Genomic DNA, 23370 nt, shown 5'->3' with positions numbered 1-23370 from the left:
AGCCATCCACGTGTTGCCCACCATCATCCCCACGGTGACCGTCACCGCCCGCTACCTCACCCCGGACGGTCTCGCCCTCACCGGCAACGTCACCTTCCAGGCGCCGACCCTGCTGACGCACACCGGCAGCGACGTCATCCTCGGCGGCCCGATCGTCGCCCAGCTCGACGCGGACGGCCGGATCAAGGCCGTCCTGCCCGCCACGGACGCCCCGGGCATGAACCCGGCGAAGTGGCAGTACACCGTCATCGAGCAGCTGTCCGGGCTGCCGGTGAACCGCACGTACAACATCGTGCTGCCGGCCTCCCAGACGACCGTCGACCTCGCCGACATCGCCCCGGTCAACCCCGAGGCCCCCGAGTACGTCGCCGTCCCGGGCCCGCCCGGCCCGGCCGGTGCCCCGGGCCCGGCGGGACCGGCGGGCGCGCCGGGGCTCGTCCGGTCCGTCAACGGCAAGAGCACCGCGGACATCACCCTCGCGGCCGCCGACGTGAAGGCGGTCCCGGCCGCGTCGGTCGGTGTGGCGAGCGGTGTGGCGGGCCTGGACGCGACCGGCAAGGTGCCGGCCGCGCAGCTGCCGCCGGGTGCGGTGGCCCCCGTGTCGTCCGTCAACGGCAAGAAGGGCGCGGTGGTCCTGACCGCCGCAGACTTGGGCGCCCTCGACCAGGCCGCGGGTGACCTGCGGTACGCGAAGCCCACGGACTTCCCCGTCCAGTCCGTCAACGGCGCGACGGGCAAGGTCGTGCTGACGGCCAATGAGGTCAACGCCGTTCCGGTGGACACGGCGGTGCTACTGAGTGGTGCGCAGACGGTCGAGGGGACGAAGACCTTCATGTCACCGCCCATGTCGCTGGGCGCGCCGACCAACGGCGGGCACCTGGTCCGCAAGGACTACGTGGACCAGGTCTCCAGCCCCGGCACCTGGGGGCCGGGCGATCTCGGGTTCAAGGCGTGGACGTTCGACCCGGCCACGGCGTCGATGTCGACATCCACCGAGAAGACCCAGGCACCGCAGTACTGCCAGACCGGCAACGTGTATCTGATGGGTGTCGTCTTCCACACCCCCACGGAGATCGGCAAGCTGGCGTTCTTCTGCCACGGCTACGTGGGGAACACCCTCAGCACCGCGTCCTACGCGGGCCTGTACAACGCCGCCGGCGCCCGGGTGGCCGTGACCCCGTCACTGAAGGACATCTTCCCGGCGGTGCACGAGGGCGCCACGGTCGCCTTCCCTCTCACCTCCTCGTACGTCGCGCAGCCCGGAAAGTACTGGGTCGCCTTCGTCTTCAACGGTCCGGCCACCAGGACCGACGGCCCGGGCTTCGCCGTGGGCGCCAACTTCGGCCTCCGCCCGTCCTGCGCCGCCCGCATGCCGGGAGAGTTCATACGCCACGGCCGCCTCCCCGCAACCGGCCAGACCTCGCTGCCCGCTTCCTTCACCCCGTCGTCCGTCATCGACGACGCCAACGCCATCTGGGCCGCGGTCGCCTAGGCCGCGAGCCGTCTTTGCCGCCTGCGGCGGCGAGCGCCCTTCGGGCGCGTCCTCAAGCGCCGGACGGGCTTGACCTCGGCTGAGCCCAGCCGATGACAGCCCGTCCGGCGCTTGAGGACACCGCCGCGCAGCGGTGGTGCGTACGACACAGCCCCGCAGCGACCGCCGGACAGGCCCTGGGCTCGTCCGGCGGAGTTCCGCCTGCGGGCGCGTCCTCACCTGGACCTGGTTTTCAGCCCGTCCGGCGCTTGAGGACACCACTCAGCAGCGTTCCCCCCTACCCACACCGGAGTGAATCCACATGGCTACTCCCCTCACCGCCGACCAGTTCGTCGCCGCCCTCCGCGCCGAGGGGGTGAACGTCGTCGAGGTCGGCGGCTGGCGTGAGCACAACCGCAACCACAAGGGCGCCTGGGGCCCGGTCAACGGCGTGATCATCCATCACACCGTCACCAGCGGCACCCAGGGCAGCGTCGACCTCTGCTACGAGGGCTACGACGAGCTGCCCGGCCCGCTCTGCCACGGCGTCATCGACAAGGCCGGCACCGTCCACCTCGTCGGCAACGGCCGTACCAACCACGCCGGCAGCGGCGACAGCGATGTCCTCGGCGCCGTCGTCGCCGAGTCCGCCCTGCCCCGACCGACGTCGATGGACGTCGACGGCAACGCGCGCTTCTACGGCTTCGAGTGCATCAACCTCGGTGACGGCGACGACCCCTGGCCCGCCGCCCAGTTGGAGGCCATCGAGCGGGTTTCCGCCGCCCTCTGCCGCGCGCACGACTGGGGCTCCGGGTCCGTCATCGGGCACAAGGAGTGGACCGACACCAAGATCGACCCGGTCGGCTTCTCCATGGACGGCATGCGCGGAAAGATCGCGGGCCGCCTCGGCTCCGCCCCGGCGAAGCCGACCACGCCGACCAAAGGGGACGGCTCCGGCACCCAGCCGTACACCGTCCAGCCCGGCGACACCCTGACCGGCATCGCCGAGTCCCATGCCACGGACGTCCCCCGCCTGGTGACCCTCAACGGCCTGAAGGACCCGGATGTCCTGCACCCCGGCCAGAAGCTGAAGGTCCCCGCGGCGGGCAACGACTACGAGCCCTTCCCCGGCGCCGACTTCTTCAAGGGCGAGCCCGACTCCCCCGTCGTCACCGCCATGGGCCGCCGTCTCGTCGCCGAGGGCTGCTCCGCGTACGGCGAGGGCCCCGGCTCCCGGTGGACCGACGCCGACCGGAACTCCTACGCGAAGTGGCAGCGCAAGCTCGGCTTCAGCGGCTCCGACGCCGACGGCTGGCCGGGCCGGAACTCCTGGGACGCGCTCAAGGTCCCGCGCTCTTCCTGATCACCCAGCCACCACCCGGAAACCCGGAACACCTGAAAACCCGGAAAGGCCGTCCCTTGTCCGACGCCACCAAGCGGACCCTCCGCACCGTTCTCCAGACCGCCGTCGGCCTCGCGGTCGTCCTGCCCGCGATCGTCGACGCTTCCGGCGTCCCCGCGACCCTCCCCTGGGTCGCCGGGGCGCTGGCCGCCGCGGGCGGCCTCGCCCGCGTCATGGCGCTGCCGGCCGTACAGGCCCTGCTCCCCGCCTGGCTCCGCACCGAGGGCACGCCCCCGAACGGTGACGCCGCCCTGCGCGCCCTCGCCGCCGAGGACGACCGGGGCCGCGCATGAACGACACCGGCACGGAAGCATCCGGCACCACCGCCACCGTCGCCCTGGAGCTGGAACGGCTCCGCGGCACGATGGAGGCCGGGTTCGCCCGGGTCGACGGCGCCCTCGCGCTGCTCGTCCAGCGCAGTGACCAGACCGACAGACAGCTCGCCGACCACGAGTCCCGGCTCTACGCCCTGGAGCGGGCCCGCTGGCCGCTGGCCAGCATCGCCGCGCTCACAGCCCTCGCCGGGCTGGTGCTCTCAGCGTGGGGCATCACCACACGCTGAGGGTGACGAAAACGCCGCAGGGCGGTCACCTCTTCCGAGGTGACCGCCCTGAGCGTGTGTACCGACTTACTGGTACCGACTAACTGGTACCGACTTACTGGTTGTACGGACCGTAGTCGTAGTCCTCCAGCGGCACGGCCTGACCCGAACCCGTCCCGAAGGGCGAGTAGTCGATGTCGTCGTAGCCGACGGCCGAGTACATCGCGGCCTTGGCTTCCTCGGTCGGCTCCACCCGGATGTTGCGGTAGCGGGACAGACCCGTACCGGCCGGGATGAGCTTACCGATGATGACGTTCTCCTTGAGGCCGATCAGGGAGTCCGACTTGGCGTTGATCGCCGCGTCGGTCAGAACCCGGGTCGTCTCCTGGAAGGACGCCGCCGACAGCCAGGACTCGGTGGCGAGCGAGGCCTTGGTGATACCCATCAGCTGCGGACGGCCGGAGGCGGGGTGACCGCCCTCGGTGACCACACGACGGTTCTCGCCCTCGAAGCGCGTGCGCTCCACGAGCTCGCCCGGCAGCAGCTCCGCGTCGCCGGACTCGATGATCGTCACGCGGCGCAGCATCTGCCGGATGATGATCTCGATGTGCTTGTCGTGGATCGACACGCCCTGCGAGTTGTAGACCTTCTGGACTTCGCCGACCAGGTGGACCTGGACCGCGCGCTGACCGAGGATGCGCAGGACGTCGTGCGGGTTGGTGGCACCCACGGTGAGCTTCTGGCCCACCTCGACGTGCTCGCCCTCGCTGACCAGCAGACGGGCACGCTTCGAGATCGGGAACGCCGTCTCGTCGCTGCCGTCGTCCGGAGTGACGACGATCTTCTTGGTCTTCTCGGTCTCCTCGATACGGATGCGGCCGGCCGCCTCCGAGATCGGGGCGACACCCTTGGGCGTACGGGCTTCGAAGAGCTCGACGACACGGGGCAGACCCTGGGTGATGTCGTCACCGGCCACACCACCGGTGTGGAAGGTACGCATCGTCAGCTGGGTACCGGGCTCACCGATCGACTGGGCCGCGATGATACCGACGGCCTCACCGATGTCGACGAGCTTGCCGGTCGCCAGCGAGCGGCCGTAGCAGAAGGCACAGGTGCCGACCGCGGACTCACAGGTCAGGACCGAGCGGGTCTTGACCATCTCGACACCGTGCGCGACGAGCTGCTCGATGAGCACGTCACCGAGGTCGACGTTGGCAGGCGCGATGACCTTGCCGTCGACGACGACGTCCTCGGCGAGCATACGGGCGTACACGCTGGTCTCGACGTCGTCCGTCTTGCGCAGGACACCGTCGGCGCCCTTGGTCGCGATCGCCAGCTTGAGGCCGCGCTCGGTGCCGCAGTCCTCCTCGCGGATGATCACGTCCTGCGAGACGTCCACCAGACGACGGGTCAGGTAACCCGAGTCGGCGGTACGGAGCGCGGTGTCAGCGAGACCCTTACGGGCACCGTGGGTGGAGATGAAGTACTCCAACACGGACAGACCCTCACGGAACGACGCCTTAATGGGTCGCGGGATGGTCTCGTTCTTCGCGTTCGACACCAGACCACGCATACCGGCGATCTGTCGCATCTGCATCATGTTTCCTCGGGCACCCGAGTCAACCATCATGAAGATGGGGTTCGTCTTGGGGAAGTTCGCGTTCATCGCCTCGGCAACCTCGTTGGTCGCCTTGGTCCAGATCGCGATGAGCTCCTGCGTGCGCTCGTCCTTGGTGATCAGACCGCGCTCGTACTGCTTCTGGACCTTCTCGTCCTGGGCCTCGTAGCCCTTGACGATGGCCTTCTTGGCCTCCGGGACGACGATGTCCGTGACGGCGACGGTGACGCCGGAACGGGTCGCCCAGTGGAAGCCCGCAGCCTTCAGGTTGTCGAGCGTCGCCGCCACGATGACCTTGGGGTAGCGCTCGGCCAGGTCGTTGACGATCTCGGAGAGCTGCTTCTTGCCCACCGAGTAGTCGACGAACGGGTAGTCCTCGGGCAGCAGCTCGTTGAAGAGCGCGCGGCCCAGGGTGGTGCGCAGGCGGAAGGTGTCACCCTGCTGCCACGCCCCTGCCGCGACGTGGTCGTCCCCCTCCTCTTCAACCGGCGGGGTCCAGCCACGCGGCGGGACGGTGCCGATCGGGAAGCGGATGTCGACCTTCGCCTGGAGCGAGAGCTCCCGGGCGTCGAACGCCATGATCGCCTCGGCGACCGAGCCGAAGGACCGGCCCTCGCCGATGACCTTGCGCTCTTCCTCGTCGGTGGTGAGGAAGAACAGACCCAGCACCATGTCCTGGGTCGGCATGGTGACCGGACGGCCGTCGGCCGGCTTGAGGATGTTGTTCGAGGACAGCATCAGGATGCGGGCCTCGGCCTGCGCCTCCGCGGAGAGCGGCAGGTGCACGGCCATCTGGTCACCGTCGAAGTCCGCGTTGAACGCGGTGCAGACGAGCGGGTGGATCTGGATGGCCTTGCCTTCGACCAGCTGCGGCTCGAAGGCCTGGATGCCGAGGCGGTGCAGCGTGGGCGCACGGTTCAGCAGCACCGGGTGCTCGGCGATGACCTCTTCGAGCACGTCGTACACGACCGTGCGGCCGCGCTCGACCATGCGCTTCGCCGACTTGATGTTCTGCGCGTGGTTCAGGTCGACCAGGCGCTTCATCACGAACGGCTTGAAGAGCTCCAGCGCCATGGCCTTGGGCAGACCACACTGGTGCAGCTTCAGCTGCGGACCGACGACGATGACGGAACGCGCGGAGTAGTCCACACGCTTACCGAGCAGGTTCTGACGGAAACGACCCTGCTTGCCCTTGAGCATGTCGCTCAGGGACTTCAGCGGGCGGTTACCCGGACCGGTGACCGGACGGCCACGGCGGCCGTTGTCGAACAGCGCGTCGACGGCCTCCTGCAGCATCCGCTTCTCGTTGTTCACGATGATCTCGGGGGCACCGAGGTCAAGGAGACGCTTGAGGCGGTTGTTGCGGTTGATCACACGGCGGTACAGGTCGTTCAGGTCGGAGGTCGCGAAGCGGCCACCGTCCAGCTGCACCATCGGACGCAGGTCCGGCGGGATCACGGGGATGCAGTCGAGCACCATGCCGGTGGGGCTGTTGCGGGTCTGCAGGAAGGCGGAGACGACCTTGAGGCGCTTGAGCGCACGGGTCTTCTTCTGGCCCTTGCCGGTCCGGATGATCTCGCGGAGGCGCTCGGCCTCCTCGTCGAGGTCGAAGGACTCCAGGCGCTTCTGCAGCGCGGCGGCGCCCATCGCACCCATGAAGTAGGTGCCGAAGCGGTCGCGCAGCTCGCGGTAGAGCAGCTCGTCGCCCTCGAGGTCCTGGACCTTGAGGTTCTTGAAGCGGCTCCACACCTCGTCGAGGCGGTCGATCTCGCGCTGCGCGCGGTCGCGCAGCTGCTTCATCTCACGCTCGGCGCCCTCGCGCACCTTGCGGCGCACGTCGGCCTTGGCACCCTCGGCCTCGAGCTCGGCCAGGTCGGACTCGAGCTTCTTGGCGCGGGCCTCGAGGTCGGCGTCACGACGCTGCTCGATCTGCTGACGCTCGACGGAGACGTGCGCCTCCAGCGAGGGCAGGTCGCGCGTGCGGCGCTCCTCGTCCACCCACGTGATCATGTAGGCGGCGAAGTAGATGACCTTCTCGAGGTCCTTCGGGGCGAGGTCGAGCAGGTAGCCCAGCCGCGACGGAACGCCCTTGAAGTACCAGATGTGGGTGACGGGAGCGGCAAGCTCGATGTGGCCCATCCGCTCACGACGCACCTTGGCGCGAGTGACCTCGACGCCGCAGCGCTCACAGATGATGCCCTTGAAGCGGACACGCTTGTACTTGCCGCAGTAGCACTCCCAGTCCCGGGTCGGACCGAAGATCTTCTCGCAGAAGAGTCCGTCCTTTTCGGGCTTCAGGGTGCGGTAATTGATGGTCTCAGGCTTCTTGACCTCGCCGTGGGACCAGGTTCGGATGTCGTCCGCGGTCGCCAGGCCGATCCGCAGCTCGTCGAAGAAGTTGACGTCGAGCACTGTTCGTCAATCCCTCTTTCAGGGTTGTGCCCCCTCGCGCCAGCGAGTTAATGGGCTCTACATCATGGTCTGGGGGTCCGGGGACGGCCGGGGCTCTGCGAGAGAGCCCCGGCCAGACCCGTCAGACCTCTTCGACGCTGCTCGGCTCGCGCCGGGACAGGTCGATACCGAGCTCTTCCGCAGCGCGGAAGACGTCCTCGTCCGTGTCGCGCATCTCGATGGACATGCCGTCCGAGGACAGCACCTCCACGTTGAGGCACAGGGACTGCATTTCCTTGATGAGCACCTTGAAGGACTCGGGAATGCCGGGCTCGGGGATGTTCTCGCCCTTGACGATGGCCTCGTAGACCTTCACGCGGCCGGTGACGTCGTCGGACTTGATGGTCAGCAGCTCCTGGAGGGCGTACGCGGCGCCGTATGCCTCCAGCGCCCACACCTCCATCTCGCCGAAGCGCTGGCCACCGAACTGAGCCTTACCACCCAGCGGCTGCTGGGTGATCATGGAGTACGGACCGGTCGAGCGGGCGTGCAGCTTGTCGTCGACCAGGTGGTGCAGCTTGAGGATGTACATGTAGCCGACCGAGATCGGGTCCGGGAACGGCTCGCCGGAGCGGCCGTCGAACATCCGGGCCTTGCCCGAGGGCAGGACCAGACGGTCACCGTCACGGTTGGGGATCGTGGACTCGAAGAGACCGGCGATCTCGTCCTCGCGGGCGCCGTCGAAGACCGGGGTCGCGACGTTGGTGCCGGCGGCGACGTCGTCGGCGCCGATCGCCTGCAGACGCTTCATCCAGTCCTCGTCGCCCTCGACCTTCCAGCCACGGCTGGCGAGCCAGCCGAGGTGGATCTCGAGGACCTGTCCCGGGTTCATTCGGGACGGGACACCGAGCGGGTTGAGGATGATGTCGACCGGGGTGCCGTCCTCGAGGAACGGCATGTCCTCGACGGGCAGGATCTTCGAGATGACGCCCTTGTTGCCGTGACGGCCGGCGAGCTTGTCACCATCGGTGATCTTGCGCTTCTGCGCCACGTAGACGCGGACCAGCTGGTTCACGCCCGGGGGCAGCTCGTCGCCCTCTTCGCGGTCGAAGACGCGGACGCCGATGACCTTGCCGATCTCGCCGTGCGGGACCTTCAGCGAGGTGTCACGGACCTCACGGGCCTTCTCACCGAAGATCGCACGGAGCAGGCGCTCCTCCGGGGTCAGCTCGGTCTCACCCTTGGGCGTGACCTTGCCGACCAGGATGTCGCCGGCGACGACCTCGGCACCGATGCGGATGATGCCGCGCTCGTCGAGGTCGGCGAGGACCTCCTCGGAGACGTTCGGGATGTCCCGGGTGATCTCCTCGGGGCCCAGCTTGGTGTCACGGGCGTCGACCTCGTGCTCCTCGATGTGGATCGAGGAGAGGACGTCGTCCTGTACGAGGCGCTGCGACAGGATGATCGCGTCCTCGTAGTTGTGGCCTTCCCACGGCATGAACGCCACGAGGAGGTTCTTGCCGAGCGCCATCTCGCCCTCGTCCGTGGACGGGCCGTCGGCGAGCACCTGGCCGGTGATCACGCGGGCGCCCTCGTCCACGACGACCTTCTGGTTGAAGGACGTGCCCTGGTTCGAGCGGGAGAACTTCGCGACCCGGTACGTGTTGTACGTGCCGTCGTCGTTGGCGACGGTGACGTAGTCCGCGGAGACCTCCTGGACCACACCGTCCTTCTCGGCCTTGATGACGTCACCGGCGTCGACCGCACAGCGGTACTCCATGCCGGTGCCGACCAGCGGGGCCTCCGCCTTGATCAGCGGAACGGCCTGGCGCATCATGTTCGATCCCATGAGCGCGCGGTTGGCGTCGTCGTGCTCGAGGAACGGGATCATGGCGGTCGCGACCGACACCATCTGGCGCGGGGAGACGTCCATGTAGTCGATGTCCGTGCCGGGCACGTAGTCGATTTCGCCGCCACGGCGGCGGACCAGGACGCGGTCCTCGGCGTAGGTGTTCTCGTCCGTCAGCGGGGCGTTCGCCTGCGCGATGACGAAGCGGTCCTCCTCGTCGGCGGTGAGGAAGTCCACCTGGTCGGTGACGACACCGTCGACGACCTTGCGGTACGGGGTCTCGACGAAACCGAACGCGTTGACGCGGCCGTACGAGGCGAGCGAGCCGATCAGACCGATGTTCGGGCCTTCGGGCGTCTCGATCGGGCACATGCGGCCGTAGTGCGACGGGTGAACGTCTCGGACCTCGAAGCCGGCCCGCTCACGGGACAGACCACCGGGGCCCAGCGCGGACAGACGACGCTTGTGGGTCAGGCCCGACAGCGGGTTCGTCTGGTCCATGAACTGGGACAGCTGGCTGGTGCCGAAGAACTCCTTGATGGAGGCGACGACCGGCCGGATGTTGATCAGGGTCTGCGGCGTGATCGCCTCGACGTCCTGCGTGGTCATCCGCTCGCGGACGACGCGCTCCATACGAGCCAGACCCGTGCGGACCTGGTTCTGGATGAGCTCGCCGACGTTGCGCAGACGACGGTTGCCGAAGTGGTCGATGTCGTCGGTCTCGACGACGATCGTGGTGCCGTTCTGGCCCACGGTCTCCGTCTCGCCGGCGTGCAGCTTCACCAGGTACTTGATCGTCGCGATGATGTCGTCGACGGTCAGCACACCGGCATCGAGCGGCTGGTCCGCACCGAGCTTCTTGTTGGCCTTGTAGCGGCCGACCTTCGCGAGGTCGTAGCGCTTGGGGTTGAAGTAGAGGTTCTCGAGCAGCGTCTGCGCGGCCTCACGGGTCGGCGGCTCGCCCGGACGCAGCTTGCGGTAGATGTCGAGCAGCGCGTCGTCCTGGCCCTGGGTGTGGTCCTTCTCCAGGGTGGCGCGCATCGACTCGTACTCGCCGAACTCCTCGAGGATCTGCTCGGTCGTCCAACCGAGAGCCTTCAGGAGAACGGTCACGGACTGCTTGCGCTTGCGGTCGATGCGGACACCGACCAGGTCGCGCTTGTCGACCTCGAGCTCCAGCCACGCACCGCGGGAGGGGATCACCCGGGCGGAGAAGATGTCCTTGTCGGACGTCTTGTCGATGGAGGAGTCGAAGTAGACACCCGGCGAGCGGACCAGCTGCGAGACGACGACACGCTCGGTGCCGTTGATGCAGAAGGTGCCCTTGTTGGTCATGAGCGGGAAGTCGCCCATGAAGACCGTCTGAGACTTGATCTCACCGGTCTCGTTGTTGGTGAACTCAGCCGTGACGAAGAGCGGGGCCGCGTACGTGAAGTCGCGGTCCTTGCACTCGTCGATGGAGTTCTTCGGCGGCTCGAAACGGTGGTCGCGGAAGGTCAGCGACATCGACCCGGAGAAGTCCTCGATCGGGGAGATCTCTTCGAAGATCTCCTCCAGACCGGACTTGGTGGGGACGTCTTGACCACTGTCCAGCGCAGCCTCGACGCGAGCCTTCCAGGCGGCATTGCCGAGCAGCCAGTCGAAGCTCTCGGTCTGCAGCGCAAGGAGGTTCGGAACCTCGAGGGGCTCCTTGATCTTCGCAAAAGAGATGCGCAGCGGGGCGGTGCTGGCGCCGTTGTTCGTATTGGCAGTCGAGGCGTTGCGCGAGGCGGCCAAGAGGGGGTCCTTCCGAGGGCTCGGACTCACTACGCGCGTACCGGTCCCGCTCCGTGCATACGAGAGAAATCCCAGCTCAGTGGGTTTCCATCAGCAGTGCTCGACAGCGGGCATGCCCCTGGTGACGGGCAGGGAGCAGCTAACAGGCAGCGCAAAGGGTCAGTGTAGCCACTTGGCCCACTGATGTCCAGAGCGGATTTCCGGAGACCGGTGCGATACCAATCTCTCCCTCCGGGATCCTGTTGTTCCTCGCGTCTGGCACATCGCCTGACGCAAGGCTTCCCTCTTCGTCTTCGATCCATGCCTCGGCCTTTGGATCGATGTGACGCGCGTCCTGAGAATTGCGCGCGTCGTGCCGTTCGTCAAGGCCCCTCGGCCCCCAGGCGGCCCCGTGGGAGCCCCTCAGCAGCCCCCACGCCCCCTCTGAGCGGCCACCGAGGACCGCACGACGGGAACAACGAAGATCACCATACTCGTCCCCGGGCACAGGGCAAGGCACCTGCCGCGGGAACGCCCAAGGGCGACCACCCGCATGGGTGATCGCCCTTGAGTTCGCGCTACCGGAACGTGTCCGACGGCACAGGAGAGTCAGCAGACTCCGAAGGTCACTTGACCTCGACGGAGGCGCCGGCGCCCTTGAGGGCCTCGGCGGCCTTCTCCGCGGCGTCCTTGGCGACCTTCTCGAGGACCGGCTTCGGGGTGCCGTCGACGAGGTCCTTGGCCTCCTTCAGACCCAGGGAGGTCAGCTCACGCACGACCTTGATGACCTGGATCTTCTTGTCACCGGCGGCGGTGAGGATGACGTCGAACTCGTCCTGCTCCTCGACGGCCTCGGCGGCGGCAGCGGCACCACCGGCGGCGGCAACGGCGACCGGGGCAGCGGCGGTGACCTCGAACTTGTCCTCGAACGCCTTCACGAAGGCGGCGAGGTCGATGAGGGTCATGTCCTCGAACTGCGCGAGCAGCTCGTCCTGGGTGAGCTTCGCCATGATGGGCGATCCTTCCACTAATTCGGCTGGTGCCGGATGTACATTTCGGCGGGCGTACTACGGGCCCGCTGCGACCGTGACGGACGCGAGTCGTTCAGGCGTGAGCCCGAATTACTCGGCAGCCTCGGCCTCGACGGGAGCCGGCGTACCGGCACCGCCCTGCTCGACCTTCGCGCGAAGCGCCTCCGCAGTGCGGACGAACTTCGACGGCAGGGCCTGGAAGAGCGCGGCAGCCTGGGACTGCTTGCCCTTCATGGCACCCGCCAGCTTGGCGAGCAGAACCTCGCGGGACTCGAGGTCCGCAAGCTTCTTGATCTCATCGGCGGACAGCGCCTTGCCATCAAGGACACCGCCCTTGATGATCAGGTTCGGGTTCTCCTTGGCGAAGTCACGAAGACCCTTCGCCGACTCCACCGGGTCACCGGTGACGAAGGCGACAGCAGTCGGACCAGCGAAAAGCTCGTCCTCCAGCTGGATCCCGGCGTTGCCAGCCGCGATCTTGGTCAGCGTGTTCTTCACCACGGCGTACTGGGCGTTCTCACCGAGCGAACGACGCAGCGTCTTGAGCTGCGCCACGGTGAGACCGCGGTACTCGGTCAGCACGGCGGCGTTCGAGCTGCGGAACTTGTCCGTCAGCTCGGCAACCGCAGCAGACTTGTCGGGCCTCGCCATGAGCCTCGGCCTCCTTCCGGGTGATTCGGACCGCATAGACACGCGAAGGGACCTGGGCAAAACGAAACGCCCCGGCGCAGGCGCTCGGGGCGTGTACTCGACCGTCCGGACCAGAAGTCCTCACGGGAGTTCATCCTCAAATCACCTGCGCAGGTCGCCCGCAGCTAGCGGATCCTTCGGCCACCACACCTTCTTGCGAAGGCACAGCAACGACCAGCGGTCTTTGGCTTCTGGCTCAAGGTACGTGAAGGGGGCGCCCCGAAGCAAATCGCCTCCTGCGAGGTGGTTTGAGGGCTGCTCAGCGGGGGTGTGAGGCCCTCCCGTGAGCCGCCCTTCCTTCCAGGCGACGCGTCGCCGCGGGGCGCCTGGAGGGCCGCTCAGGGCCCTCGCAGGGGCCATGCGTACGCAAAGGCCGGGCCCCGCACCCTCGAAAGGGTGCGGGGCCCGGCCCGGTAACGATCGCTGTCGCTACGAGAACGCGTCTATCAGACGGTCTCGTCCTCCGCGAGGAGGTTGCGGGTGCGGTTGGAGTCCAGCGGGATGCCGGGGCCCATCGTCGTGGTGAGGGTCGCCTTCTTGATGTAGCGGCCCTTGGCGGCGGACGGCTTCAGACGCAGGATCTCGTCCAGCGCCGCGGCGTAGTTCTCGACCAGCTTCGTCTCGTCGAAGGAGACCTTGCCGATGATGAAGTGCAGGTTCGAGTGCTTGTCGACGCGGAACTCGATCTTGCCGCCCTTGATGTCCGTGACAGCCTTCGCCACGTCCGGGGTGACCGTGCCGGTCTTCGGGTTCGGCATCAGACCACGCGGACCGAGCACGCGGCCGAGGCGGCCGACCTTGCCCATGAGGTCCGGGGTGGCGACGACGGCGTCGAAGTCCAGACGGCCCTTCGCAACCTCGTCGATCAGTTCGTCGGAGCCGACGATGTCGGCGCCGGCGGCTTCCGCGGCCGCAGCACGGTCACCGGTCGCGAAGACCAGGACCCGGGCGGTCTTACCGGTGCCGTGCGGAAGGTTCACGGTGCCACGGACCATCTGGTCGGCCTTGCGCGGGTCAACGCCCAGACGCATGGCGACCTCGACGGTGCCGTCGAACTTGGTGGCGGAGGTGTCCTTCGCGAGACGGACGGCCTCGAGGGGGGCGTACAGGCGCTCCGCCTCGACCTTGGCGTCCGCAGCGCGGAGAGTCTTGCTGCGCTTCACTGCTTCTCCTCAGTGGTTATGGAGTCGTGGTGCGGACCAGCGCTGGTCCTTCCACGGGTACTGCCAGGGGGGTGGAGGCTGATCAGCCCTCGACCGTGATGCCCATGGAACGGGCGGTGCCGGCGATGATCTTCTCGGCGGCGTCCAGGTCGTTGGCGTTCAGGTCGGGCATCTTCGTGGTGGCGATGTCACGAACCTGGTCGCGGGTGATCTTGGCGACCTTCTTGACGTGCGGCTCGCCAGAGCCCTTCTCCACGCCCGCGGCCTTGAGGATCAGCTTCGCGGCCGGCGGGGTCTTCGTCACGAAGGTGAAGGAGCGGTCTTCGTAGACCGTGATCTCCACCGGCACGACCATGCCACGCTGCGACTCGGTCGCGGCGTTGTAGGCCTTGCAGAACTCCATGATGTTGACGCCGTGCTGGCCGAGCGCGGGGCCGACCGGCGGGGCCGGGTTCGCGGCACCGGCGCTGATCTGGAGCTTGATAAGCCCCGTGATCTTCTTCTTCTTGGGAGGCATTGCTCTCTCCGGGTCCTAGTGAGAGTTTTTTTGCCGGCGCACAGAGCGCGCAGGCATACCGCACCACGATAACGGGTAACATGCTGCGGCCAAAAACCGAGCAGGTCAGACCGGCTGCAAGCAGCCAATCTGACCTGTTCGGAGGCGTGTGTACCGGAAGAAACTAGTTCTTCTGGATCTGGTCGAAGCTGAGCTCGACCGGGGTCTCGCGACCGAAGATCTCGACGAGGCCCTTGACCTTCTTCGAGTCGGCGTTGATCTCGTTGATCGTCGCCTGCAGCGTCGCGAACGGGCCGTCGGTGACGGTGACCGAGTCGCCCACCTCGAAGTCCAGCACCTGGACCTCGACCTTGCGGGACGGAGCGGGCTTGCCCTCGGCCTCGGCGGCCTCGCGGGCGGCCTTCTCCTCGGCCTCCGGGGCGAGCATCTTGACGATCTCGTCCAGGGTCAGCGGGTACGGGTCGTAGGCGTTGCCCACGAAGCCGGTGACGCCGGGGGTGTTGCGGACGACGCCCCAGGACTCGTTCGTCAGGTCCATGCGCACCAGCACGTAGCCGGGGAGCTTGTTCTGGCGGACGGTGCGGCGGTCGCCGTTCTTGATCTGGACGACCTCTTCCTGCGGCACCTCGGCCTGGAAGATGTAGTCCTCGACGTTGAGCGAGACGGCGCGCTGCTCGAGGTTGGTCTTCACGCGGTTCTCGTAACCCGCGTAGGTGTGGATGACGTACCACTCGCCGGGCAGACCGCGCAGCTCGTCGCGGAGGGCGGCGACCGGGTCGACGGGAGCCTGCTCCTCGGCGGGCTCCTCGATCTCTTCCTCGGACTCGTCCTCGGCGGCTTCGGCGTCGGCCTCGTCCTCGTCGGAGAGCTCGGCGTCCTCGTCCTCGACGTGGAGGGCGGCCTGCTCGGCCGGCTCGCCGGCGGCGTCGTCCTCGGCGTCGAGCTCGTCGACGCCGTCGGCGTTCTCGACGATCTGAAGCTCGGTGTCGTCGCCGACCTCGTCCGAGGCAGCCGGCGCGTCCACGTCGGCCGCTGCCGCCTCGACGGGCTCGACGGCGTCGTTCAGGTTCGGGTCAGACACGTGGCTGCTTCTTCCTGGCTTCAAGGGGTGGAACGTGCGAAGGGGCGGCTCTCCTGAGAGCAGCCGCCCTACGCGCGGGTTCAGCCGAAGACGTACTTGACGGCGTTCTCGAACCCATAGTCAATCACGGTCACCAGACCAATGACGATGAGGACAAAGACGATCACCACAGTGGTGTACGTCGAGAGCTGGCTCCTGGTGGGCCAGACGACCTTGCGGAGTTCCGCGACAACCTGGCGGTAAAAGAGTGCGAGGCGCCCGATGGGGCCCTTCTTCCCGCGCTTTCCACCACGGCGGCCCTTCTTGGCGGCCACCTCGTCCTCGGGACGACCGCTCTCAGGCGTCGCGGTGGAGCCAAGGGCTTCCGTCACTACGTCCTCACCTGAATCCGGGTCGTGGCCGTGCCGCGCCCGGTTGAGCCGCACGGCGGTGCATTTCAGTACGTACGCATGCACGCACCCTGGTGACGATGCGTGTAGCAGGGCCGAAGGGACTTGAACCCCCAACCGCTGGTTTTGGAGACCAGTGCTCTACCAATTGAGCTACGACCCTTTGTGGTTCCCCCAACGTACCGCATCCACTCGGATGCACGGTGTGTGCGGAGTGGAGTCGCCTGTGAGGGGCCAACGACGCATGAGTGTACGTGCTCCGGAGCCCAGCGTCGAACAGCCGGGGTGCGAGGCGCCTGGATGGAGCCGTGGGAGGGAGGTGAGAGGGCCCTGAGAAGGAGGCGAGAAGGAGGCGAGAAGGAGAGGTGACGGTCCGGAAGAGGCCCCGGGAGGAGGGGTGGTGCTCCGGTCCGGCAGTGCGTCCTGGCCGTTCCGCCGCCGTGCCCGGCCCGGTCCCGCCCGTCGCCGCGGCCGTCCGTGAAACCCGTGTGCCCGGTACGTTCCGGGTCTGGGACGATGCCCTCATGACCGCTGCCACTCCTCCCGCACAGTCCCCCACCGACCGTCGGGTGTCGGCCCGCATCGGGTCGATCTCCGAGTCCGCGACCCTCGCCGTGGACGCCAAGGCGAAGGCCCTCAAGGCCGCCGGGCGTCCGGTGATCGGCTTCGGCGCGGGCGAGCCGGACTTCCCCACGCCCGACTACATCGTCGAGGCCGCCGTGGAGGCCTGCCGCAACCCGAAGTTCCACCGCTACACCCCGGCCGGCGGGCTCCCCGAGCTCAAGGCCGCGATCGCCGCGAAGACGCTGCGCGACTCGGGCTACGAGATCGACGCCTCCCAGGTGCTCGTCACCAACGGCGGCAAGCAGGCCATCTACGAGGCCTTCGCCGCGATCCTCGACCCGGGCGACGAGGTCATCGTCCCCGCCCCGTACTGGACCACCTACCCCGAGTCGATCCGCCTCGCGGGCGGTGTCCCGGTGGACGTCGTCGCGGACGAGACGACCGGTTACCGCGTCTCGGTCGAGCAGCTCGAGGCCGCCCGCACACCGAACACGAAGGTGCTGCTCTTCGTCTCCCCGTCGAACCCGACCGGTGCGGTGTACACCCGGGCGCAGGTCGAGGAGATCGGCCGCTGGGCCGCCGAGCACGGCCTGTGGGTGCTGACCGACGAGATCTACGAGCACCTGGTCTACGGCGACGCCGAGTTCTCCTCGCTGCCCGTCGTGGTGCCGGAGCTGCGCGACAAGTGCATCGTGGTCAACGGTGTCGCGAAGACGTACGCGATGACCGGCTGGCGCGTGGGGTGGATCATCGGCCCGAAGGACGTCGTGAAGGCCGCCACGAACCTCCAGTCGCACGCCACGTCCAACGTCTCCAACGTGGCGCAGATGGCCGCCCTGGCCGCCGTCTCGGGCGACCTGACGGCCGTCGAGGAGATGAAGGTCGCCTTCGACCGCCGCCGCCGCACGGTCGTCCGGATGCTCAACGAGATCGAGGGCGTGCTGTGCCCCGAGCCGGAGGGCGCGTTCTACGCCTACCCGTCGGTGAAGGCGCTGCTCGGCAAGGAGATCCGCGGCAAGCGGCCCGCCACGTCCGTGGAGCTGGCCGCGCTGATCCTCGACGAGGCCGAGGTCGCGGTCGTCCCCGGTGAGGCCTTCGGGACGCCGGGCTACCTGCGTCTTTCGTACGCCCTGGGCGACGAGGACCTGGTCGAGGGCGTCTCGCGGATCCAGAAGCTGCTCGCCGAGGCGAAGGCGTAACGCTCGACGCCCCACGGCTGTGCGGGCGTGGAACGCGGGTCTCCGGCTGCGGCCGGGGGCCCGCGTTCTGGTTTCCGCCCGACCTTCGGCCCACCTTCGGCTTTACTTTCGCCCCGACCCTCGTTCAGGTAATTCCCCTACCGCTTGTCACACGTATACGGCAAGATCCTGGGATGCGGCAGTCTTCCGGGGAGCAGCCCCCGTACCCCAGCGAATCCGTCCGTGACGTCCGTTTGCTGCCGAAGGCCCATCTGCATCTGCACTTCACGGGCTCGATGCGCCCCTCGACCTTGATCGAGCTGGCGGACAAGTACGGCGTGCACCTGCCCGAGGCGCTGAGCGGTGGCGAGCCGCCCCGGCTGCGTGCCACGGACGAGCGCGGCTGGTTCCGCTTCCAGCGGCTCTACGACATCGCCCGGTCCTGTCTGCGCTCCCCCGACGACATCCGGCGCCTGGTGCGCGAGGCCGCCGAGGAGGACGTGCGTGACGGTTCGGGCTGGTTGGAGATCCAGGTCGACCCCACGTCGTACGCGCCGCGGCTGGGCGGGCTGATCCCCGCGCTGGAGATCATCCTGGACGCGGTGGAGAGCGCTTCGCGGGAGACCGGTCTGGGCATGCGGGTGCTCGTCGCCGCGAACCGCATGAAGCACCCGCTGGACGCCCGCACCCTCGCCCGCCTCGCGGTGCGCTACGCCGACCGGGGCGTGGTCGGCTTCGGTCTCTCCAACGACGAGCGGCGCGGCCTCGCCCGCGACTTCGACCGGGCCTTCGAGATCGCCCGCGAGGGAGGCCTGCTGGCCGCCCCGCACGGCGGCGAACTGTCGGGCCCGAGCAGCGTGCGCGACTGCCTGGACGACCTGCACGCGGGCCGCGTGGGCCACGGCGTCCGCGCCGCCGAGGACCCGCGTCTGCTGCGCAAGCTCGCCGAGCGCGGTGTGACGTGCGAGGTCTGCCCGTCGTCGAACGTGGCCCTGGGCGTCTACGAGAAGCCGGCGGACGTGCCGCTGCGGACCCTGTACGAGGCGGGCGTGCCGATAGCGCTGGGCGCGGACGACCCGCTGCTCTTCGGCTCGCGCCTGGCCGCCCAGTACGAGCTGGCCCGCGAGCACCACGGCTTCACGGACGCGGAGCTCGCGGAGCTGGCGAGGCAGTCGGTACGGGGGTCGGCGGCGCCGCCGGATGTCCGCGAGAAGCTGCTCGCGGACATCGACCATTGGCTGACGCCTTAGCGGTGGTGCCTGGGCGGCACAATCCTGCCCGGCCGGCGTTTGAGGCCGGTCTTTGAGCCCCGCCCGCGATCGGGTCGGTTCTTCCCGCGCGCAGCCGGCAGGGCTAAAGGCTGACGCCCACCGTCACCGGCTCGTTCACCAGCGTCACCCCGAACGCCGCGAACACCCCGTCCCGGACCTCCCGCGCGAGCGCGAGCAGGTCCTCGGTCGTGGCCCCGCCACGGTTCGTCAGCGCGAGCGTGTGCTTCGTGGAGATCCGGGCCCGCCCGGCCCCGTACCCCTTCGTGAAGCCCGCCTTGTCGATGAGCCACGCCGCCGACGTCTTCGTGTACCCGTCGCCCGCCGGGTACGAGGGCGGCGTGACGTCCGGCCCCAGCCGCTCCGCGGCGCGGGCCAGGAAGGCCGTGTGCTCGGCCTCGGTGAGTATCGGGTTGGTGAAGAAGGATCCTGCGGACCAGGTGTCGTGGTCCTCGGCGTCGAGGACCATGCCCTTGCCCGCGCGCAGCTTCAGCACCGTCTCGCGGGCCGTGGCGGCGGGTACGCGCTCGCCGGCCTCGACGCCGAGGGTGCGGGCCGTCTCGGGGTACTTGAGGGGCGCGGACAGCCCGCCCGCGTCCTCCAGCTCGAAGCGGACGCGCAGCACGACGTGGCGCGTGGGGTCCTGCTTGAAGCGGCTGTGGCGGTAGGAGAAGCCGCAGTCGGCGTTGGGGATGGTGACGACCTCGTCGGCACGGCGGTCGTAGGCGACGACCTCGGTGATGGTCGCGGAGACCTCCTGCCCGTACGCCCCGACGTTCTGGATCGGGGTGGCACCGGCGGAGCCCGGCACACCGGCCATGCACTCGATGCCGGCCAGACCGGCCTCGACGGTGCGGGCCACGGCGTCGGACCAGTTCTCACCGGCGGCCAGCTCGAGGCGGGTGCCGTCGAGGCGGAAGCCGGTGGTGGCGATGCGCAGGGCGGTGCCCTCGAAGCCCTTGTCGGAGATGACCAGGTTGCTGCCGCCGCCGATGATCAGCAGCGGGGTGCCGCTCGCGTCGGCCTCGCGGACGACCGCGATGACCTCGTCGTCGGTGGTGGCCGTGACGAGACGGGTCGCGGGGCCGCCGAGGCGGAAGGTGGTCAGGGGGGCGAGGGGGGCGTCGTGGAGTTCCTGCACGTGCACAAGAGTACGGGGGCGCTGCGCTGGGCTCGGCGGGGTGCGGGTCTTGGCCGGGGCCGCGGTGCGGGCCGGTGGGCCGGGGCCGGGCGCCGGGGCCTCCGGGGGCGTCCCGGAATCGGATATTTACGGGCGGGGAGCCCCGAGCGCATCGGTGCCCGGCACTGCCGCCCACAAATATCCGGCAGCATTCCGGGACGCCCCCTGCGACCCCGTCACCCTCCGCAGTCGTCACGCCGGCATGCTTCCTGCCGGGACACCGGAGACGATGTCCTGCCATGCGTAAGGGGCACCCGCTACGGCAGGTGCCCCTTACGTGCTGCGTTCAGGCGAGGCGGACCGTGGCGCGGGACATGCCCAGCACCTTCTGGCCGTCGCTCTTGGCCACGAGGTCGACGCGGACCGTGCGGGCCTCGTCGTCCTTGGCCGCGACCTTGGCGCTGACCTCGATGACCGCGCCCTTGTCGTCGTTCGGCACGACGACCGGCTTGGTGAAGCGCACGCCGTACTCGACCACGGAGGCCGGGTCACCGGCCCAGTCGGTCACCACACGGATCGCCTCGGCCATGGTGAACATGCCGTGCGCGATGACGTCCGGCAGCCCGACCTCCTTGGCGAACTTCTCGTTCCAGTGGATCGGGTTGAAGTCGCCGGAGGCGCCCGCGTACTGCACGAGCATGGCGCGCGTCACGGGGAAGGACTGCGCGGGCAGCTCGGTGCCGACCGCTACCTCGTCGTACGAAATCCGGGCGGTCATCACGCCTCCTCGGCGGCGCGGGCCACCAGCATCGTGTGCGCGGTCACCACGTGCTCGCCGGTCTCGTCGTGGACCTCGCCACGCACCGACAGCACGTCGTTGCCCGCCAGGGACTTGATCGACTCGATCGTGGAGACGACCGACAGACGGTCACCGGCGCGGACCGGGCGGGTGTAGGCGAACTTCTGGTCGCCGTGCACCACGCGGTCGTAGTCCAGGCCCAGCTGCGGGTCCTGGATGACCTGGCCGGCCGCCTTGAATGTGATCGCGAACACGAAAGTCGGCGGGGCGATCACGTCCGAATGACCGAGCGCCTTGGCGGCCTCGGGGTCGAGGTACGCCGGATTGGCATCGCCGACGGCCTCGGCGAATTCGCGGATCTTCTCCCGGCCGACCTCATACGGGTCGGTGGCCGGATAGGTCCGTCCGACGAAGGACTGGTCGAGCGCCATCGGCTCGGCACCTCCAGAGTGGACTGGGTGGGGATACGCCGTGAGGCCGCCCCCAAGAAATGGGGACGGCCTCACGAACGAGCCTGAGTGTTATCGCGTTTCGCGGTGCGCAGTGTGCGCCTTGCAACGCGGGCAGTGCTTCTTCATCTCCAGTCGGTCCGGGTCGTTACGCCGGTTCTTCTTGGTGATGTAGTTCCGCTCCTTGCACTCCACGCAGGCCAGCGTGATCTTCGGGCGGACGTCGGTGGCAGCCACGTGAGTGCTCCTTGACGGAATGGACGGATGAACGCATAAAAGAGTAGCCGATCGGAGGACCGACCCCACAATCGGCTACTGTGTGTAGCGGTGACCGGACTTGAACCGGTGACACAGCGATTATGAGCCGCTTGCTCTACCGACTGAGCTACACCGCTTTGATGCGAGAGAGATCCTCGCCCTCACAGGCGAGGAACCTCACACACCAGAGCCCCAATACGGAATCGAACCGTAGACCTTCTCCTTACCATGGAGACGCTCTGCCGACTGAGCTATTGGGGCGAGCGAGGAAGACATTACACGGTCTGCGGCCGAAGGTGAAATCCGTATCGGACCGCCGTACGCAGGGGCTTCTCGCGGCTCTCACCGAGGCCCTCCCCGAGGGCCTCACGGGCCACACCGGTACGACTATTTGCCGCCTCCTCGAAGCCGCCCCACCTGCGCCCTAGGCTCGGTCCAGCTGCGTGATCATGTTCGCCACCGGCCCGGAGGAGCGCCATGCCCGACAGCCAGCCGCAGCCGCCGAGGAAGCCCGACGGCGACGCCGTCGGCCCGCCCCCGCACGGCGGGGGCGCCTTGGTGCTCTGCGGCGCCCGGCTCGCCGACGGCCGCACCGTGGACGTACGGCTCAGCAACGGCCGCATCGAGGCCGTCGGGACGGCCGGCAGCCTCGTGCCCGGGCCCCGCGTCGACCTCGGCGGCTATCTGCTGCTGCCCGCTCCCGCCGAGCCCCACGCGCACTGCGACACCGCGCTGACGGCCGACATCGGCGGCCCCGTCCCCTACGCCGTCGAGGACGTCCAGCGGCGCGCCACGGAGGCCGCGCTGCTGCAACTCGGCCACGGCGCGACCGCGCTGCGCTCCCACGTCCGGATCGGCGACGTCCAGGGGCTGCGGTCGCTGGAGGCCGTGCTCCAGGCGCGCCGGGCGCTGCGCGGCCTCACCGACCTGACCGCCGTCGCCGTACCCCGGCTGCTGACCGGCGCCGCCGGGGCCGACGGGCTGGCCATGCTGCGGGACGCCGTGAAGATGGGCGCGTCCGTCGTGGGCGGCTGCCCCGACCTCGACCCCGATCCGACGGGCTACGCCGAGGCCGTCCTGGACCTCGCCGCCGAGCACGGTTGCGCCGTCGATCTGCACACGGACGGTGACGATCCGGCCCGGCTCGCCCGGCTGGCCGCCATGGCCGGGGGCCTGCGGCCCGGCGTCACCCTCGGCCCCTGCGGCGGCCTGGCCCGGCTCCCCCGCGAGCCGGCGATGCGGGCGGCCGAACAGCTCGCGGCGGCGGGCGTGACCGTGGTCTGCCTGCCCCAGGGCGACTGCTGCGCGTCGGGGCCGCAGCGGGGGCGGGTCTCGACCTGCGCGCCGGTGCGGTTGCTGCGGGCGGCGGGCGTCGAGGTCGCGGCGGGCAGCGGTGCCCTGCGGGACGCGGCCAACCCGGTGGGGCGGGGTGACCCCATCGAGGCCGCGTTCCTGCTGGCCTCGCGCGGCGAGCTGCGCCCCGAGGAGGCGTACGCGGCCGTCAGCGACCGGGCGCGGGCGGCGATGGGGCTGCCGGAGGTGCGGGTGGAGGCGGGCTTCCCCGCGGAGCTGCTGGCCGTGCGGGGCGGCGGGATCGCGGGGATGCTCTCGCTCGCGTACAGCCGCCTGGTGGTCCACGAGGGGCGCGTGGTGGCCCGTACGAGCGCGGTGCGGGAGTTCCGGGACTCCCGGGCCATGGTGGCCCTGGACCTGCCCCGGCAGTCGTCGCGGGGCGGCGGCGAGCCGGGCTGACCGGCCTGCCGGGCCGCCGACCGGGCCGAAGTGGCCGATCTTGCCCGTGCGTCCGATGGCGGCCCGGTGCGTACGGCGTACGGT

19 protein-coding genes and 3 tRNA genes are annotated in these 23370 nt (G+C 68.9%); 7 read left to right on the top strand and 15 right to left on the bottom strand.

The window, feature by feature from the left end; translation table 11 throughout:
• Positions 1–10 precede the first annotated feature (10 nt).
• The 4 genes from FHS38_RS13995 (at position 11) to FHS38_RS13980 (ending at position 3435) form a co-directional block, all read left to right on the top strand.
• On the top strand, positions 11–1492 hold the full coding sequence (locus FHS38_RS13995) for a phage tail protein (RefSeq protein ID WP_184733877.1): 1482 nt from the start codon (positions 11–13) through the stop codon (positions 1490–1492).
• A 301-nt stretch (positions 1493–1793) separates the two neighbouring features.
• Positions 1794–2834: a peptidoglycan-binding protein gene (locus tag FHS38_RS13990; RefSeq protein ID WP_229822450.1), complete on the top strand. Its 1041-nt coding sequence runs from the start codon at positions 1794–1796 to the stop codon at positions 2832–2834.
• Positions 2835–2890: 56 nt separating this feature from the next.
• Positions 2891–3166, top strand: a complete 276-nt coding sequence (locus FHS38_RS13985; RefSeq protein WP_184733876.1) for a hypothetical protein — start codon at positions 2891–2893, stop codon at positions 3164–3166.
• Complete coding sequence (locus FHS38_RS13980) at positions 3163–3435, top strand: hypothetical protein (protein WP_184733875.1); 273 nt, start codon at positions 3163–3165, stop codon at positions 3433–3435. Before FHS38_RS13985 ends, FHS38_RS13980 begins: the two co-directional genes overlap by 4 nt.
• A gap of 94 nt (positions 3436–3529) precedes the next feature.
• Here the strand turns inward: FHS38_RS13980 and FHS38_RS13975 are convergent, their stop codons facing one another.
• The 9 genes from FHS38_RS13975 to FHS38_RS13935 form a co-directional block, all read right to left on the bottom strand.
• Entirely contained in the window at positions 3530–7444 is a 3915-nt protein-coding gene (locus FHS38_RS13975) for a DNA-directed RNA polymerase subunit beta' (protein WP_184733874.1), read from the bottom strand.
• A 121-nt stretch (positions 7445–7565) separates the two neighbouring features.
• Positions 7566–11048: a DNA-directed RNA polymerase subunit beta gene (gene rpoB, locus FHS38_RS13970; protein WP_184733873.1), complete on the bottom strand. Its 3483-nt coding sequence runs from the start codon at positions 11046–11048 to the stop codon at positions 7566–7568.
• Between the two features lie 605 nt (positions 11049–11653).
• Positions 11654–12037, bottom strand: coding sequence for a 50S ribosomal protein L7/L12 (rplL, locus tag FHS38_RS13965; RefSeq protein ID WP_184733872.1), 384 nt, complete (start codon positions 12035–12037; stop codon positions 11654–11656).
• 111 nt (positions 12038–12148) lie between these two features.
• Positions 12149–12709, bottom strand: a complete 561-nt coding sequence (gene rplJ, locus FHS38_RS13960; protein WP_184733871.1) for a 50S ribosomal protein L10 — start codon at positions 12707–12709, stop codon at positions 12149–12151.
• A gap of 485 nt (positions 12710–13194) precedes the next feature.
• On the bottom strand, positions 13195–13911 hold the full coding sequence (gene rplA, locus FHS38_RS13955; RefSeq protein ID WP_130878951.1) for a 50S ribosomal protein L1: 717 nt from the start codon (positions 13909–13911) through the stop codon (positions 13195–13197).
• Positions 13912–13993: 82 nt separating this feature from the next.
• Positions 13994–14428, bottom strand: a complete 435-nt coding sequence (gene rplK, locus FHS38_RS13950; protein WP_130878950.1) for a 50S ribosomal protein L11 — start codon at positions 14426–14428, stop codon at positions 13994–13996.
• Between the two features lie 163 nt (positions 14429–14591).
• On the bottom strand, positions 14592–15509 hold the full coding sequence (nusG, locus tag FHS38_RS13945; RefSeq protein WP_184733870.1) for a transcription termination/antitermination protein NusG: 918 nt from the start codon (positions 15507–15509) through the stop codon (positions 14592–14594).
• Between the two features lie 80 nt (positions 15510–15589).
• A complete protein-coding gene (secE, locus tag FHS38_RS13940; RefSeq protein ID WP_130879202.1) occupies positions 15590–15880 on the bottom strand; it encodes a preprotein translocase subunit SecE in 291 nt (96 codons plus the stop codon).
• Between the two features lie 108 nt (positions 15881–15988).
• Positions 15989–16061 (bottom strand) — tRNA-Trp (locus FHS38_RS13935).
• Positions 16062–16422: 361 nt separating this feature from the next.
• Between FHS38_RS13935 and FHS38_RS13930 the strand changes: the two genes are divergently transcribed.
• Positions 16423–17661 (top strand): pyridoxal phosphate-dependent aminotransferase, encoded by a 1239-nt coding sequence (locus tag FHS38_RS13930; protein ID WP_184733869.1) that lies wholly within the window; start codon positions 16423–16425, stop codon positions 17659–17661.
• A 173-nt stretch (positions 17662–17834) separates the two neighbouring features.
• Entirely contained in the window at positions 17835–18890 is a 1056-nt protein-coding gene (locus FHS38_RS13925; protein WP_184733868.1) for an adenosine deaminase, read from the top strand.
• Between the two features lie 103 nt (positions 18891–18993).
• Here FHS38_RS13925 and FHS38_RS13920 read toward each other — a convergent pair whose 3' ends face one another.
• The 6 genes from FHS38_RS13920 to FHS38_RS13895 form a co-directional block, all read right to left on the bottom strand.
• Entirely contained in the window at positions 18994–20049 is a 1056-nt protein-coding gene (locus FHS38_RS13920) for a UDP-N-acetylmuramate dehydrogenase (RefSeq protein ID WP_184733867.1), read from the bottom strand.
• Positions 20050–20374: 325 nt separating this feature from the next.
• On the bottom strand, positions 20375–20806 hold the full coding sequence (locus FHS38_RS13915; protein ID WP_184733866.1) for a MaoC family dehydratase: 432 nt from the start codon (positions 20804–20806) through the stop codon (positions 20375–20377).
• The gene (locus tag FHS38_RS13910; RefSeq protein ID WP_184733865.1) at positions 20806–21258 is read right to left on the bottom strand and encodes a MaoC family dehydratase N-terminal domain-containing protein; all 453 of its coding nucleotides are present in this window, start codon (positions 21256–21258) and stop codon (positions 20806–20808) included. Before FHS38_RS13910 ends, FHS38_RS13915 begins: the two co-directional genes overlap by 1 nt.
• A 90-nt stretch (positions 21259–21348) precedes the next feature.
• Positions 21349–21513 carry a 50S ribosomal protein L33 gene (gene rpmG / locus FHS38_RS13905; protein ID WP_087927546.1) on the bottom strand — a complete coding sequence of 55 codons (165 nt, stop codon included), beginning with the start codon at positions 21511–21513 and terminating at the stop codon, positions 21349–21351.
• Between the two features lie 85 nt (positions 21514–21598).
• Positions 21599–21671: transfer RNA gene (locus FHS38_RS13900), tRNA-Met, on the bottom strand.
• Positions 21672–21722: 51 nt separating this feature from the next.
• A tRNA-Thr gene (locus FHS38_RS13895) sits at positions 21723–21795 on the bottom strand.
• A 216-nt stretch (positions 21796–22011) separates the two neighbouring features.
• Here FHS38_RS13895 and FHS38_RS13890 point away from each other — a divergent pair.
• A complete protein-coding gene (locus FHS38_RS13890; protein ID WP_184733864.1) occupies positions 22012–23286 on the top strand; it encodes an amidohydrolase family protein in 1275 nt (424 codons plus the stop codon).
• Positions 23287–23370: the final 84 nt, after the last annotated feature.

It is taken from the genome of Streptomyces netropsis (genome assembly GCF_014203545.1).
Lineage (GTDB): Bacteria > Actinomycetota > Actinomycetes > Streptomycetales > Streptomycetaceae > Streptomyces > Streptomyces netropsis.
This window is presented reverse-complemented; position numbering and strand designations above follow the sequence as displayed.

Excerpts from the sequence above, each read along its gene's own strand:
- FHS38_RS13990 (WP_229822450.1), top strand. The coding sequence starts at position 1,794 with ATGGCTACTCCCCTCACCGCCGACCAGTTCGTCGCCGCCCTCCGCGCC.
- FHS38_RS13980 (WP_184733875.1), top strand. The coding sequence starts at position 3,163 with ATGAACGACACCGGCACGGAAGCATCCGGCACCACCGCCACCGTCGCC.
- rplL (WP_184733872.1), bottom strand. The coding sequence starts at position 12,037 with ATGGCGAAGCTCACCCAGGACGAGCTGCTCGCGCAGTTCGAGGACATG.
- rplJ (WP_184733871.1), bottom strand. The coding sequence starts at position 12,709 with ATGGCGAGGCCCGACAAGTCTGCTGCGGTTGCCGAGCTGACGGACAAG.
- rplK (WP_130878950.1), bottom strand. The coding sequence starts at position 14,428 with ATGCCTCCCAAGAAGAAGAAGATCACGGGGCTTATCAAGCTCCAGATC.
- FHS38_RS13930 (WP_184733869.1), top strand. The coding sequence starts at position 16,423 with ATGACCGCTGCCACTCCTCCCGCACAGTCCCCCACCGACCGTCGGGTG.
- FHS38_RS13925 (WP_184733868.1), top strand. The coding sequence starts at position 17,835 with ATGCGGCAGTCTTCCGGGGAGCAGCCCCCGTACCCCAGCGAATCCGTC.
- FHS38_RS13915 (WP_184733866.1), bottom strand. The coding sequence starts at position 20,806 with ATGACCGCCCGGATTTCGTACGACGAGGTAGCGGTCGGCACCGAGCTG.
- FHS38_RS13910 (WP_184733865.1), bottom strand. The coding sequence starts at position 21,258 with ATGGCGCTCGACCAGTCCTTCGTCGGACGGACCTATCCGGCCACCGAC.
- FHS38_RS13890 (WP_184733864.1), top strand. The coding sequence starts at position 22,012 with ATGCCCGACAGCCAGCCGCAGCCGCCGAGGAAGCCCGACGGCGACGCC.